Source organism: Ochrobactrum sp. P6BSIII (assembly GCF_014138065.1).
In the GTDB taxonomy this organism is placed as follows: domain Bacteria; phylum Pseudomonadota; class Alphaproteobacteria; order Rhizobiales; family Rhizobiaceae; genus Brucella.
The window spans coordinates 201,098-215,525 of sequence record NZ_JACGXB010000001.1; the positions used below are offsets into that span (position 1 = coordinate 201,098).

Below are 14,428 nucleotides of genomic sequence, written 5' to 3' on the forward strand. Positions count from 1 at the left end.
TTTTCGAGAAAGGTCGTGCCGAATAACGAATAGTCTGACTTCGCGTTCCACGCGCCGGTTGTCTGCAAAGACGGAGCCGAGGTCGGACAGTGTACAACACGAACCCCCGGCGCCGCATCCGATGAATTTTCCGGATGCATCAGGAGTATATATGTCTCAATCCAACCCCTCCCGCGCAGATTTCGAGTCCCTGCTGGCAGAATCCTTCGCGCAAAACGATCTTGCTGAAGGCTATGTCGTCAAGGGCCGCATCGTCGCCATCGAAAAGGACATGGCGATCATCGACGCCGGTCTGAAGGTCGAAGGCCGCGTACCGCTGAAGGAATTCGGCGCAAAGGGCAAAGACGGCACGCTGAAGCCGGGCGATGAAGTTGAAGTTTACGTCGAGCGTATCGAAAACGCTCTCGGCGAAGCTGTTCTCTCGCGCGAAAAAGCACGCCGTGAAGAAAGCTGGGTCAAGCTCGAGCAGAAGTTCGCCAATGGCGAGCGCGTCGACGGCGTGATCTTCAATCAGGTCAAGGGTGGTTTCACCGTCGACCTCGACGGCGCTGTTGCCTTCCTGCCGCGTTCGCAGGTCGACATCCGTCCGATCCGCGACGTCACCCCGCTCATGCACGTCCCGCAGCCGTTCGAAATCCTCAAGATGGACAAGCGTCGCGGCAACATCGTTGTCTCGCGTCGTACCGTTCTTGAAGAGAGCCGTGCGGAACAGCGTTCGGAAATCGTCCAGAACCTTGAAGAAGGTCAGGTTGTTGAAGGCGTCGTCAAGAACATCACCGATTACGGTGCGTTCGTTGACCTCGGCGGCATCGACGGTCTCCTGCACGTTACCGACATGGCATGGCGCCGCGTCAACCATCCGTCGGAAATCCTCACCATCGGCCAGACGGTCAAGGTGCAGATCATCCGCATCAACCAGGAAACCCATCGTATCTCGCTCGGCATGAAGCAGCTCGAGAGCGATCCTTGGGATGGTATCGGCGCGAAGTACCCGATCGGCAAAAAGATCACCGGCACCGTCACGAACATCACCGACTACGGTGCATTCGTGGAAATCGAGCCGGGCATCGAAGGCCTCATCCACGTTTCCGAAATGTCGTGGACCAAGAAGAATGTCCATCCGGGCAAGATTCTCTCCACCACTCAGGAAGTCGAAGTCGTTGTGCTCGAAGTTGATCCGGTCAAGCGCCGCATCTCGCTGGGCCTCAAGCAGACCCTCGACAATCCGTGGACGACGTTCGCTCAGAAGTACCCGACCGGCACCGTTGTTGAAGGCGAAGTCAAGAACAAGACCGAATTCGGCCTGTTCATTGGTCTCGACGGCGACGTTGACGGCATGGTTCACCTCTCCGATCTCGACTGGAACCGTCCAGGCGAACAGGTTATCGAAGAGTACAACAAGGGCGAAGTGGTCAAGGCTGTCGTTCTCGACGTCGACATCGACAAGGAACGCATCTCGCTTGGCATCAAGCAGCTTTCCGGCGACAAGGTCGGCGAAGCAGCAGCTTCTGGCGACCTGCGCAAGAACGCCGTTGTAACCTGCGAAGTGACCGCTGTTACCGATGGTGGCCTCGAAGTTCGCCTGGTCGATCACGACCTGGAAAGCTTCATCCGCCGCTCGGATCTTTCGCGTGATCGCGAAGAACAGCGTCCGGAACGCTTCACGGTCGGTCAGAAGGTTGACGCTCGCGTCATCGCTTTCGACAAGAAGACCCGCAAGCTGCAGGTCTCGATCAAGGCGCTCGAAATCGCTGAAGAAAAAGAAGCTGTTGCTCAGTACGGTTCGACCGACTCCGGCGCTTCGCTCGGCGACATCCTCGGTGCCGCTCTGAAGAAGCAGGAAAAGAACTAATCTTTTCTCTTCTGACAAACATGGAAAAGCCCGCCTTCTGGCGGGCTTTTTCTTTGCGCTCCAAACCTGCGCCTTGGCTTGGATGTGCTAGGCTTCGCCACAGCCTTTTGAAAAGAAGCGTGGCCGGATAAATGCATAGCGACCAAATCCACATTGACGCCACTATCGCTCGCGCGGCAATCAGCAGCCAGTTCCCGGAATATAGCGGCACCCCTGTTGAGCAGGTGGGAACGGTTGGTACGGTCAATGCAATCTTCCGGATCGGAACATCCGTTGCTGCCCGCTTTCCCTTGCGCATGATGGATACGAGCGAAAGCGCCAATATGCTGCATAGCGAAATACTGGCCATGAAGGCGTTTGCGGAACATTCGCCTTTTGCAACGCCTCGCCCAATCGCAATCGGACGCCCCACATCCCATTATCCGGTGCACTGGTCTCTACAAAGCTGGATAGACGGCGATGTCGCCACGCCCGATGGACTTGCGGCCTCAAATGCTTTCGCGCTCGACATTGCTCATCTCATCGCAACGCTGCGGACCGTCGATACCAAAGGCCAGACATTCGATCGCTCGGGCAGGGGCGGCAATCTGGCGGATCACGATGACTGGATGGACGTCTGCTTCAAAAACAGCGAGCATCTTCTCGATGTGCCGCGATTACGAAGCAAGTGGGATCGTCTTCGCCTGCTGCCCAAAATCGATCCTGATGTGATGAATCATGGTGATCTCATCCCAGCCAATCTGCTGGTGCAAGGTGAACGCCTCGTCGGCGTGCTGGACTGCGGAAGCTTCGGACCCGCCGATCCTGCGCTTGACCTCATCGCGTTCTGGCATCTTTTCGACAGCGAAAGACGGGAAATTGCGCGAGCGCGACTTCAATCGACACCTGTTGAGTGGAAGCGTGGCGCAGCCTGGGCTTTCCAGCAAGCCATGGGCTTGGTCTGGTATTACCGCTGCTCCAATCCAGCCATGAGCGACCTCGGACGCAGCACCCTCGCCCGCATTATGAACGCCCAAGAAATATAATCATATTCACCAGAAGATGAAATATCATCACCAGCATGCAATATCCCAATTTATGACAGGCTTTAAATTTCGAAAATTAGTAAATATCAGAATTATCTTTTTTAATTATCTCTAAAATTAAATTGACTCTCTCTATAATTCGATTTATCTCAAATTATTGCTTATATTTACTATTATATATTTAGGAGAATTATATTGGGTGCAAGAATTTCCATTATCGCGTCCGGAGTTTTAGCTTTGTTGGCCTCTGGCGCCCATGCGGCGGATGTCATCGTTCCGGAAACACCTCTGGCACCAGCCGCTCCTATTGCCACGAACTTCAACTGGAGTGGCGCTTACATCGGCGGACAGGTCGGCTATGGTTGGGCGTCTTCCAAATTCTCAATGGAACCATCCTACACTTCCAAAGGAAATATGGACGGTTTTCTGGGCGGCATCTATGCCGGTTACAATTTTGATACCGGAGCAAATGTGATTCTGGGCGTGGATGGCGATTTCACGGGGACATCGGTTGGTGAAACCATCTCCTATGGAGGCCTGGCATCAGGTAAGACACGATTGCGTTGGTCTGGTGCCGCTCGCGCACGTGTGGGTTACGCTTTTGACCGGTTCCTGCCTTACATTGCTGGCGGTGCGGCTTTCGGCAATATTGGTGACAAGGCACATATTCTGGGCACGCAGCTCATCTCGCAGTCCAAGACACAGACCGGCTGGACTATCGGCGGCGGTGTTGACTATGCAGTCACTGACAATATCGTCACGCGCTTCGAATATCGTTACACCGATTTCGGCAAACGCAATCTTGATCTCGCCGTTCCCGGTATCAAGGCCAACGAGAAGATGAATTCGAACGATATTCGTCTCGGCGTCGCTTATAAGTTCTGATTGATCAGCTGACCTCTGTTCAGGAAACAGTCCTGTCTCTCACCGAGGCGGGGCTGTTTCCGTCAAACCACCCCGAGCATATGAATCAGCCCGAGACTGATGACACCTAGCGACAACAGCGAAAGCACCGCCGTCAGTGTCACGCGTCCGCCAGCCTGCGCGACAGAGCGGACATCGACACCAAGACCAAGCGCTGCCATCGAAATGATGGTGAGCAGCGTCGAGGCATATTGAATGCCGGGAAGCAGTGTTTCTGGAATGAGATGCAGTGAGTGTAGGGCCATCATCGCAAGAAAGCCCAGGATGAACCACGGCACCAGCTGAAAAAAGCCCGGCTTTGCACCCGCATCCTTGTTGCCCGCAAGCACAGCCAACGCCAGAATAACCGGACCGAGCATCAGTACCCGCACCAGCTTGACCAGCGTACCGAGCTGTACACTGATCGTCGCCACTGGAGCCGTCGCAGCCAGCACCTGTGGCACGGCATAGACTGTCAGTCCTGCGAGCACGCCATATTGGGTATGAGACAAGCCGAGCAGCGGCACCAACAATGGCAGGCACAGCACCACGACCACGCCGAGAATTGCCGTAAACGCGATGGAGGCGGCAACATCCTCGCTTTCAGCCCCGATGACCGGCGCTGTTGCCGCAATGGCCGAGTTGCCGCAAATTGAATTACCGCAAGCCACCAGCACAGCCATGCGATGCGGCAGCTTCAGCAGTCGCCCAATGCCATAGCTCAGCGCTATCGCCACCACCACGACGCAGGCAATACCGAGAATTAGACCGGAACCGGCGGCGATCACCGCGCTGACGCTGATGGATGCGCCGAGAAGCACCACGGCGATTTCCAGAATCATCTTTGCCGAAAAGCCGATACCTTTGCTGAACTGCTTGCCGGGGCGCAGGAAAGTGCGCACCATCGTGCCGAGCAGAATGGCAATCACCAGCGCTTCGAGCCACGCTCTGCCGGCATAATGCGCCTCGATTTTCTCAAGAGCGATGGCCACTGCGGCGACGCCGATGCTGAGTGCAAGTCCGGGGAGGATGTTCTGGATTTTTGAGTATGTCATTATCGGCATTTCATATCGAAAGAGAATTCCATTCCGATTTAATGCCTTACTTTCCCTGTTCAATCCATTTCATTATATGGCATAAATCGTTCTATAAAATCGAATGGTGTAGACTATGACACTGGAACAACTGCGTATTTTCATTGAAGTGGCGGAGCGCGAACACCTGACACGGGCTTCCGAGGTGCTGCATCTGACGCCTTCGGCGGTCAGTTCCGCGATCCGCACTCTTGAAGAACGTTATGGCGCGACACTGTTCAACCGTATCGGACGCCGCATCGAACTGACTGGCGACGGACGTCTGTTCCTCGATGAAGCGCGCGCAACGCTGGCGCGCGCACGCTCGGCTGAACGAATGCTGTCGGAATTTGGCGGCGGCAAGCGCGGCATTCTTTCGATCCACGCTAGCCAGACAATCGCAAGCTACTGGCTACCGCCCTTTCTGGCACGATTTCACAGCGCCTATCCGATGATCGAAGTGCGCCTGACACTGGGCAATACGGAAAGCGTGACCGAGGCGACGCAAGAGGGTGCAGCCGACATCGGTTTGGTGGAAGGTTCCGTACAAGCCGTATCGCTTTCCATCAACAAGGTGGCAACCGATCAGCTTATTCTGGTGGCACGCCCCGACCACGCATGGAGCGGCGTGGGCCGCCTTTCCTGGGACCGTTTGTTTGAAGGAAAATGGATTTTGCGGGAACAGGGTTCGGGCACGCGCAGCGTCTTCGAAGATGCGATGCGCGCCAACGGCTATAACCCTGCACGATTGAATGTGGCGCTGGAACTGCCGTCCAATGAGGCGATTTGTTCGGCAGTGCGCTCCGGTGATTATGTCACCGCCATCTCCGAACTGGTCGCCGCCCCGCATCTCGCCGCCGGAACGCTCGTCAAGGCGGACTTTGCCCTGCCGCAACGCCAGTTTCTCATGCTATTGCACAATGACCGCTACAAAACAAAGGCGCTTCAGGCCTTTGCCGATGTGCTCGTCGCCGATTCCGGTCAGCGTATCTGACGCAGTAATTCAGGCTGGGGGAAACAAGTCGAAGCCACGCCGTTCTTTGCTTGCCAAAGACCAATCGAGCGGCGCGTCTTGAAGCCCGGCAATCCATCCGGCTTGCCAACATCATAACCAAGGGCCTGCAAGCGCTTTTGCATCGCCGCGATATCCGAGCGATACATCGTGCCGACATTGCCCCAAGACTGCTGGAAATCTCCCGCACCATAAGCAATGCGATCACCGACATGGCCAATGAAGAGCGCGTAGAGATCGCTCATATTATAGTCCTTGAGCACGTAGAAATTCGGGCTCACGATGAAGGCGGGACCAAAGCGACCAGCGGGCATGAGCAGAAAGCTCTCGCCCTTCATTTCACCCGCTGGAAATGCCTTGCCGTTGACGCGGGTGATGCCAAGCTTGGCCCATTCCGCAATCGGCTTACCCTGATCGGGGCCTTCCAGCGAGCATGACACGCTCTGTGGGACATTGACCTCGAAACCCCAGTCGCGCCCCTTCTGCCAGCCATGCAAATTCAGGTAATTGGCGATGGAAGCCAGCGTATCCGGCACGGAATTCCAGATGTCGCGCTTGCCGTCGCCGTCGAAATCGACAGCGTGCTTGAGATAGGAAGTCGGCATGAATTGCGGCTGTCCAAGCGCGCCAGCCCAGGAGCTTTTCATGGCGCTTTCGTCGATATAGCCTTTGGACGCGATTTCGAGCGCAGCGATCAGCTCCTTGCGAAACATGTCCTTGCGCGTTGCCATAAAGGCCTTTGTGCCTAGAACTTCAAACACATTGTAGGGAATCTTGACCGTGCCGAAGCCGGATTCCCGGCCCCAGATCGCAACAACGATCGGCCCCGGAACACCATATTTCTGCTCGATGCGTTTCAAAAGACTGGCATATTGGCCATAGCGCGCCTGACCGCCGCTCGTGACCGACGCCATGGTTTTGGCATTGAAATACTTGCCCGGCGCGCCGAATTCTGCCTGCTTCTGCTCTTTCGGCGTCGACGGTTTTTCACCGGGGATGACCAGATCCGGCAATTTCCAGTTGATCGTCACGCCCGCAAAAGCCTGATCGAAGACGGCGCGGGAAACACCCGCTGCCTTTGCTTCAGGCCAGAGATCCCGCTCGATCCAGTTGCGATACTGGCTTTCGATCTGCGCCTTGGAAGGCGCCGCGACAGCGGGAGAAACAGCAAGAATAACGGCAAGACCCAGAGCAGTTTTCAAAGCATGCTTCCAACGGCTTGCTGCCATCACGTTTCTCCTGAAAAGCTAGAGTGTGGTTCTCGCTCGCAAGGCGGCAGCCAGCGTGCCTTCATCCAGATAATCGAGTTCGCCGCCCACCGGCACGCCATGAGCGAGACGCGTAACGCGAACCTCGAAATTCGCCAATTGATCGGTAATGTAATGGGCGGTGGTCTGACCTTCGACGGTCGCATTGACCGCGAGAATCACTTCCTTGATCTCGCCGGTTGCGACACGCTCCACCAGCCCCTTGATGTTCAGATCGTCGGGACCGATGCCATCGAGCGGCGACAGGCGACCGCCCAGAACATGGTAGCGCACATTCATCGTGCCCGCCCGTTCCAGTGCCCAGAGATCGGACACGTCTTCCACCACGATCAGCGTGGTGGGATCGCGGCGCTCATCCGTGCAGATGGTGCAGGGATCGGACGTATCGACATTGCCACAGCACGAACAGATGCGCACTTTTTCGGCAGCTTCCTGCATGGCGCCGCCCAGCGGCACCAGAAGCGCTTCTTTCTTCTTGATGAGATGCAGCGCCGCACGGCGCGCCGAACGCGGCCCCAGACCCGGTACGCGGGCCAGAAGCTGGATCAGACGTTCAATTTCAGGACCGGCGATTCGTTTGGACATTTTCTTAAGGGAGTAAGGGAATAGGGGAATAAGTGAGTAGGGGGAGGAGAATGAGGGAATATGCGACATGGCGGCAATCAGCCGACCAAACATACTCCCCTATTCCCTTATTCCCCTACTGCCTTAAAACGGCAGCTTGAAACCCGGAGGAATCGGAAGACCCGCCGTCAGCGACTGCGTCTTCTCAGCCATCACAGCTTCCAGTTTTGCCTTGGCATCGTTATGCGCCGCGATGATCAGGTCTTCGAGGATTTCCACCTCGTCTTCCTTGGCCAGCGACGGATCGATCTTCAGCGCCGACAAGGTGCCCTTGCCGGACAAGGTGATCGTCACCAGACCGCCGCCAGAAGAGGCCGTGGCTTCAAGATTGGCGATTTCGTCCTGCATGGCCTTCATCTTGGCCTGCAATTCCTTCGCCTGCTTCATCATGCCCATCATGTCACGCATGGGTTTACTCCATAGTCTTCGATACTTCAGTCATCTTCAGACGGCTCGCCGGGCACTTCAGCAACGGCGTCGAGGTCAATGTCCTCGTCATCGTTCTGTTCCGCCACGGCAATGCGCACGTCGGTGATTTTCGCGCCCGGAAAGGCCGCGAGAATGGCTGCCACATCCGGATCGGCGCGGGCATCAGTCACGAGATTGTCGCGACGCTCCGTTTCCGCTTCGGCAACGGTCTGGCTCGCAACATCACGCGCCACAGTCACCACCCAGCGAATACCGGTCCAGTTCAACAAATGTTGCGCGATCTCGCTCGGCAGCGATTTCGGCGCATCGTCGGTCAGACCGATTTCAAGACGTCCAGGCGCGATGGACGCCAGACGCACACAGTTCTTGACCAGAATCTTGAACTGCATGTTGCGATGCTTGTCTGCCATCGCAACGATGTCATTCAGACTGTTGACCGGCACGGAAGGCTGCGGCGTGCTCTCGGCAATTGGCTGCGGAGCAGGCGGCTGAACCGGTTGCGGAGCGGTTTCCACGATACGCATGGCGGTGGCCGGTCCGCCCGAGGCGGATGCCATGGAGGCCGAACCGACGGCATCGGCGGCGAAACGTGCTTCCGGCGCGCCGTTGCCATTGGAGCGAGGATTGCCCGAAGGCTGCGGACGCCCAGCGGAAACAGAACCGTTTTCGAGGCCGCGCAAGGCTTCGTCCAGCGTCGGCAGATCGGCCGCATGCGCCAGACGGATCAGCAACATTTCGGCAGCCTGTACCGGACGGGTCGCCGTATCCACTTCCGCAATGCCCTTGAGCAGCATCTGCCAGGTGCGAGACAACACGCGCACCGACAGTTTTTGCGCAAAATCGCGACCGCGCACACGTTCATCTTCCGACAGCGACACATCTTCCGCCACATCGGGCGTGAAGCGCAGGCGTGTCACGAGATGATTGAAGTCCGCCAGGTCGGTCAGCACAACCGAAGGGTCAGCACCGACATCATATTGGGCACGAAACTCAGTGAGAGCAGCGGCCACATCGCCGCGCATCAGCATTTCGAACAGGTCGATGATCCGGGCGCGGTCGGCAAGCCCCAGCATGGAGCGCACGGCTTCCGCGCTGACCTGACCGGCGCCATGCGCAATGGCCTGATCAAAGATCGATAGCGAATCGCGGGCGGAGCCCTCACCGGCGCGCGCAATCATGGCGAGCGACGCATCGTCGACTTCGATCTGCTCGGCTTCCGCAATGCGGCGCAAATGCTGCGCCAGCGTGCCCGATTCGATGCGGCGCAGGTCGAAACGCTGGCAGCGCGACAGAACGGTGATCGGCACCTTGCGGATTTCGGTGGTGGCGAAGATGAATTTCACATGCGGCGGCGGCTCTTCAAGCGTCTTCAACAGGCCGTTGAAGGCCTGATTGGACAACATGTGCACTTCGTCGATGATGTAGACCTTGTAGCGCGCCGACACCGGGCGATAGCGCACCTGCTCGATGATCTCGCGAATATCGTCGATGCCGGTATGCGAGGCGGCGTCCATCTCGATCACATCGACATGGCGGCCTTCCATAATCGCCTGGCAATGCTCACCGGGGACAGAGAGGTCAATTGTCGGCTGATCAACAGTATCGGTCTTGTAGTTGAGCGCCCGCGCCAGAATGCGCGCTGTCGTCGTCTTGCCAACACCGCGAACGCCGGTAAGCATCCAGGCCTGCGCGATGCGCCCCGTCTCAAAAGCATTTTTGAGCGTGCGCACCATCGGCTCCTGGCCGATGAGATCGTTGAAATTCTGCGGACGATATTTGCGGGCGAGAACGCGATAGGCCCCATCGGCAGCTATGCCAGCGGATTTCGTATCCATGGCGACCCTTCCGTTCTTCCTGTTACGCTTTTTTCTCGACCGCCAGTTTGGACCGGACCTATGAGCGACGTCAACAACGGACACTGTCCATCAACAGGGCCATCAAAAGCCGCCAGACAGCCAGGAAAAATGGCGAATGAGAAAAGGGTGGGAGGCTGGCACGGCGACCCGTGCCTGGCTCGTTAGGGCTGCTTCCTTCCGGACCTGACCCGGTTGGCGAGTGGCTCGTCCACCACCAACCTCCCACGCTGCATATCGTCAATCGCAGCGCAAAAAGCAAGCGCAGAACGAAAAAAACTGGTAAGAATCAGCACATGACACAGTACGAACTCGACAAACGGCTTGATGCCGACACTTTTTCCGTCGCCGTACTCGGCCTTTGCGAGTTGCGACTGATGAACGACCGCCGCTGGCCGTGGCTTATCCTCGTGCCGCGCAGGGCCAATCTTTCCGAAATTCATGATCTGACGCCGCTCGACCAGACAATCCTGACCTTCGAGGCCGGACTGGTGGCACAGGCGCTGAAGACGGTCACCGAATGCCAGAAGATCAACACCGGCGCGCTGGGCAATATCGTGCGTCAGCTTCATCTGCATGTCATCGCCCGCAACGAAGGTGATGCCGGATGGCCCGGCCCCGTCTGGGGCCATGGCACGCGTGAGACCTATGACGAAAAAGACGCCCGCAAGCTGATCGCCGACATTCGCGCGGCGCTGTAACCTCCCCCATCCGATCAAACATATATTCGAGAGCATCATGGCTTTCCGCCTCTACGACCTGCCGGAAATCGAACCGAGCCGTTTTGTCGGCTTTGGTGGCAACCGCATCGACCGCCAGTCCGAAAAGCGTCACGACGATCAGGCTTTCACCGCGCTGGAGTTGCCTGAAACCCGCGTCATGGTACTGGGCGGCAACAAGCTGCTGCTCGACTATACGGATGAGAAGACGCCCCGTGCACTCTTCCGCTTCAGCGAAGCCAGGGATTTTGCGCCCGATCTGCATGAGCCGGTGTTTCTCGGGCTTCAGGACGGCGCGCCGCTCGTCGCCCTGATGGCGCCGATTGATCCTGAAACTCTGGAAGCGCCATTCCGGGCACAGGACTATCGCAGCATCTATATGGAAGGGCTGGTTTCAGCCGATCTGCTTGGCGCGCTGGCGCAAGCGGCAGCGCTGACTGCCTGGCACAACAACCATCGTTTCTGCGGACGTTGCGGCACAAAGACTGAAATGCGGGCCGGTGGCGCCAAGCGCCAATGCCCGAATTGCGGGGTAGAGCATTTTCCGCGCACCGATCCGGTGGCGATCATGCTGCCGGTGCGCGGTGACAAATGCATTCTGGCGCGCAGCCCGCATTTTGCTGCCGGTTCCTATTCCTGCCTTGCCGGTTTCATCGAACATGGCGAAACCATCGAAGCGGCAGTTCGTCGTGAAAGCCAGGAGGAAATGGGGCTTGCCATCGGTCGCGTCGGCTATCACGCCAGCCAGCCCTGGCCGTTTCCCTATTCGCTGATGATCGGCTGCCATGCCGAAGTGCTGTCAGACGACTTCACCATCGACCGTTCGGAACTGGAAGACGGACGCTGGTTCGGCAAGCGGGAAGTCCGCAGCATGCTGGCGGGCACACATGAAAATGGGCTGCGGGTGCCGCCATCCGGCGCCATAGCAACCCATCTGATCAAGGCATGGGCGGAAAACTGATTCCGCCCGGTATTTTCTGAACTACTCAGCAGCAAGAAGCTGCGTGCCGCGAATGTCGCTGCCCTTATAGACGCCCAGAATGCGCACTTCCTTGGAGAAGAATTCGAGTTCTTCCAAGGCAAGCTGCACGTTGCGGTCTTCCGGATGCCCTTCAATATCGGCATAGAACTGCGTGGCGATGAAACGCCCGCCGATCTGATAGCTCTCAAGCTTGGTCATGTTGACGCCGTTGGTGGCAAAGCCACCCATCGCCTTGTAAAGCGCTGCCGGAACGTTGCGCACGCGGAAGACGAACGTCGTCATGATGCGTTCGCTGTTTTCCGGGCGCGGGGCCCATTGCTTTTCCTTCGAAAGAACGACGAAGCGGGTCACATTATCTTCCGCATCCTCGACATTTTCTTCCAGAATATCGAGACCGTAGAGATCGGCGGCCAGACGCGGTGCAAGGGCAGCCATCGAACGGTCCTGTGTGTCAGCAACGAGGCGTGCAGCACCCGCCGTATCGCCAGCAATGACAGGCTTCCAGCCATTCTGGCGGATGACCTTGCGGCACTGGCCCAGCGCATGGATATGGCTGTGTACCGTCTTGATTTCTTCGCGCTTGACGCCCGGAAGCACCATCAGCTGAAAATGAATCGGCAGGAAATATTCGCCAACAATATGCATATCGGCCAATGGCAGCAGATAATGAATATCCGCAACACGGCCCGCCAGCGTGTTTTCGATCGGAATCATCGCCAGATCGGCAGCGCCGGTTTCGACTGCGTTGAAGGCGTCTTCAAAAGTCGGACACGGCAATGGCTCCATACCGGGAAACATGTTGCGCGACGCCGTATCGGAATTGGCACCCGCTTCACCCTGAAAAGAAATCCGGTTGGTTTTCATCGTCGTCGTACTTTCTCAAACGCCCCTCACTCGCGGGGCTTTCCTGGTTGTTAAACTTGTCAAAGACCCTTTGCGACAAGAATCTTTTGCGCCGCCTTTATGCCAGGTCAAATAGTTCCCATTTGACTGCAAATTGCTCGGGCGCGCTCAAGGTCGGCTGGCGTATCGACGCCCAGTGGCACCGTTTTCACCACCTCGACATCGATGCGCATGCTGGCTTCCAAAGCGCGCAATTGCTCAAGCTTTTCGCGCTTTTCCAGCGGCGACGGCCCGAGCTTCACAAATTTCTCCAGCGCCGTCCGGCGATAGGCATAGAGGCCGATGTGATGATAGAGCGGGCCTTCGCCATAAGGTGCCGTGGCGCGGGTGAAATAAAGTGCGCGGAGACGTGAACTACCGGCCAGCGGCGAGCCGACAATCTTCACCACGCTCGGATTGGTCTTTTCCGATTCTTCCTCGATCTCGACGCCAAGCGTCGCGATATCAGCCGGGCCGTCTTCGAGCGGCAGCAATGCGCGACGGATGATATCCGGATCGATGGTCGGCAGATCGCCCTGCACATTGACCACGGCATCAATCTCGCCAGCCGGATCGAGCTTCAACAATGCTTCATAGATGCGGTCCGAGCCCGATTCGTGATCGGTGCGCGTCATGACGGCTTCATGACCATGAGCGGTAACGGCTGCGAAAATCTCCTCACTATCGGTCGCGACAACGGCGCGTCCGAGCTTCGCGGCGGCAGCCCTTTCGGCCACATGCACGATCATCGGCTTGCCGCAAATATCGGCCAACGGCTTGTTCGGCAGGCGCGTAGCGGCCAGTCTTGCCGGAATAAGTGTGAGGGTCTTTAGGGTCTGAAGCATGCTCGCCTCTTGTTGTCTCGCCGGATCGTAACCGTCCTTAGAGGAGTTTTATCTGCACTGTAAATGCTGCAAAAGTGTCAAAAAGTCACGGGTCTGGTTACCCTTATAGGTGTTGCATCGCCCTGGTAAAAGACCTAGTTTCCGCCCGATGCCGCGGAGAGAATTGCAACCTCATATGAGGTGCGCATGTCGGCTGAGGAGAGCGTTCTCGGGGAGAGCGTTTTGGTAGAGGGAGCGCTGACCGGCGATGAATTCAACGCGGACTAACAAGTTTATCATGGCTTTTCTGGCAACGGTTTTCGTTGTCATGACGACGGGCATCCTGTCCGATGCGCTGTTTCACTCGCCTGCACCGGAGAAGCCCGGCTTTGCAATCGAGGCGGCGGAAGCTGCGACCGGTGAAGGGGGAGCTGCACCGGCCAAGGAAGAAGTTTCTATCGCAACATTGCTGCAATCCGCCGATCCTGCGCGCGGTGAAACAGTTTTCAAGCGCTGCCAGGCCTGCCATACGGGCGAAAAGGGCGGCGCAAACAAGGTGGGTCCGCATCTCTGGGATGTGCTGAACCGTCCTGCCGCTTCCGTCGAAGGCTTCGGCTATTCGGCCGCCATGAAGGAATTTGGCGCCGGTGGCAACAAGTGGGACTACGAGCACCTCAACAAGTTCCTGACCTCGCCGAAGGCTTTCGTCAAAGGCACGGCCATGGGCTTTGCGGGTGACAAGAAGGACAATGAGCGCGCCGATCTGATTGCCTATCTGCGCACGCTTTCCGACAATCCGGCACCACTGCCGACGGCAGATGCTGCACCGGCTGACGGCGACGCCAAACCTGCGGATGCAGCGCCAGCCAAGGAAGGCGAAAAGCCAGCCGCACCAGCGAACTAAGCATCGCAAGAACATCGAAAAGCCGGGTTTCGACCCGGCTTTTTTATTTGCCCCTGAAATTTATTGCGCCGGTGCCTT

14 protein-coding genes and 1 other RNA gene are annotated in these 14,428 nt (G+C 57.3%); 7 read left to right on the forward strand and 8 right to left on the reverse strand.

Annotated features, from left to right (window positions below):
- Positions 1-151: 151 nt before the first annotated feature.
- The 3 genes from rpsA (at position 152) to FHW00_RS00880 (ending at position 3,762) form a co-directional block, all read left to right on the forward strand.
- The gene (gene rpsA / locus FHW00_RS00870; RefSeq protein WP_078337782.1) at positions 152-1,852 is read left to right on the forward strand and encodes a 30S ribosomal protein S1; all 1,701 of its coding nucleotides are present in this window, start codon (positions 152-154) and stop codon (positions 1,850-1,852) included.
- A gap of 131 nt (positions 1,853-1,983) precedes the next feature.
- Entirely contained in the window at positions 1,984-2,877 is an 894-nt protein-coding gene (locus FHW00_RS00875) for an aminoglycoside phosphotransferase family protein (RefSeq protein ID WP_078337781.1), read from the forward strand.
- Positions 2,878-3,072: 195 nt separating this feature from the next.
- A complete protein-coding gene (locus FHW00_RS00880) occupies positions 3,073-3,762 on the forward strand; it encodes an outer membrane protein (protein ID WP_078337780.1) in 690 nt (229 codons plus the stop codon).
- A gap of 62 nt (positions 3,763-3,824) precedes the next feature.
- Here FHW00_RS00880 and FHW00_RS00885 read toward each other — a convergent pair whose 3' ends face one another.
- The gene (locus tag FHW00_RS00885) at positions 3,825-4,844 is read right to left on the reverse strand and encodes a YeiH family protein (protein ID WP_176168302.1); all 1,020 of its coding nucleotides are present in this window, start codon (positions 4,842-4,844) and stop codon (positions 3,825-3,827) included.
- Positions 4,845-4,950: 106 nt separating this feature from the next.
- Here FHW00_RS00885 and FHW00_RS00890 point away from each other — a divergent pair, with 106 nt between their 5' ends.
- Entirely contained in the window at positions 4,951-5,847 is an 897-nt protein-coding gene (locus FHW00_RS00890) for a LysR family transcriptional regulator (RefSeq protein ID WP_078337778.1), read from the forward strand.
- Here the strand turns inward: FHW00_RS00890 and FHW00_RS00895 are convergent.
- From FHW00_RS00895 to ffs, 5 genes are all read right to left on the reverse strand, one after another.
- Positions 5,835-7,094 carry a lytic murein transglycosylase gene (locus FHW00_RS00895; protein ID WP_078337777.1) on the reverse strand — a complete coding sequence of 420 codons (1,260 nt, stop codon included), beginning with the start codon at positions 7,092-7,094 and terminating at the stop codon, positions 5,835-5,837. The genes FHW00_RS00890 and FHW00_RS00895 overlap by 13 nt on opposite strands.
- Positions 7,095-7,112: 18 nt before the next feature.
- Positions 7,113-7,718 carry a recombination mediator RecR gene (gene recR / locus FHW00_RS00900; protein ID WP_078337776.1) on the reverse strand — a complete coding sequence of 202 codons (606 nt, stop codon included), beginning with the start codon at positions 7,716-7,718 and terminating at the stop codon, positions 7,113-7,115.
- 123 nt (positions 7,719-7,841) lie between these two features.
- Positions 7,842-8,165: a YbaB/EbfC family nucleoid-associated protein gene (locus FHW00_RS00905; RefSeq protein ID WP_078337775.1), complete on the reverse strand. Its 324-nt coding sequence runs from the start codon at positions 8,163-8,165 to the stop codon at positions 7,842-7,844.
- A 26-nt stretch (positions 8,166-8,191) separates the two neighbouring features.
- The gene (locus tag FHW00_RS00910) at positions 8,192-10,021 is read right to left on the reverse strand and encodes a DNA polymerase III subunit gamma/tau (protein WP_078337774.1); all 1,830 of its coding nucleotides are present in this window, start codon (positions 10,019-10,021) and stop codon (positions 8,192-8,194) included.
- A 147-nt stretch (positions 10,022-10,168) separates the two neighbouring features.
- Positions 10,169-10,265, reverse strand: an RNA gene (gene ffs / locus FHW00_RS00915) — signal recognition particle sRNA small type.
- 70 nt (positions 10,266-10,335) lie between these two features.
- Between ffs and FHW00_RS00920 the strand changes: the two genes are divergently transcribed.
- Both FHW00_RS00920 and nudC read left to right on the forward strand, forming a co-directional pair.
- Positions 10,336-10,740, forward strand: a complete 405-nt coding sequence (locus FHW00_RS00920) for an HIT domain-containing protein (RefSeq protein WP_078337773.1) — start codon at positions 10,336-10,338, stop codon at positions 10,738-10,740.
- Between the two features lie 37 nt (positions 10,741-10,777).
- The gene (gene nudC / locus FHW00_RS00925) at positions 10,778-11,719 is read left to right on the forward strand and encodes an NAD(+) diphosphatase (RefSeq protein WP_078337772.1); all 942 of its coding nucleotides are present in this window, start codon (positions 10,778-10,780) and stop codon (positions 11,717-11,719) included.
- Between the two features lie 21 nt (positions 11,720-11,740).
- On the opposite strand, the gene FHW00_RS00930 is transcribed toward nudC, so the two are convergent.
- Both FHW00_RS00930 and FHW00_RS00935 read right to left on the reverse strand, forming a co-directional pair.
- Positions 11,741-12,604, reverse strand: coding sequence for a prephenate dehydratase (locus FHW00_RS00930; RefSeq protein ID WP_078337771.1), 864 nt, complete (start codon positions 12,602-12,604; stop codon positions 11,741-11,743).
- Between the two features lie 107 nt (positions 12,605-12,711).
- Positions 12,712-13,467 (reverse strand): 3-deoxy-manno-octulosonate cytidylyltransferase, encoded by a 756-nt coding sequence (locus FHW00_RS00935; RefSeq protein WP_078337770.1) that lies wholly within the window; start codon positions 13,465-13,467, stop codon positions 12,712-12,714.
- Between the two features lie 247 nt (positions 13,468-13,714).
- Here FHW00_RS00935 and FHW00_RS00940 point away from each other — a divergent pair, with 247 nt between their 5' ends.
- The gene (locus FHW00_RS00940) at positions 13,715-14,350 is read left to right on the forward strand and encodes a c-type cytochrome (protein WP_078337769.1); all 636 of its coding nucleotides are present in this window, start codon (positions 13,715-13,717) and stop codon (positions 14,348-14,350) included.
- Positions 14,351-14,428: the final 78 nt, after the last annotated feature.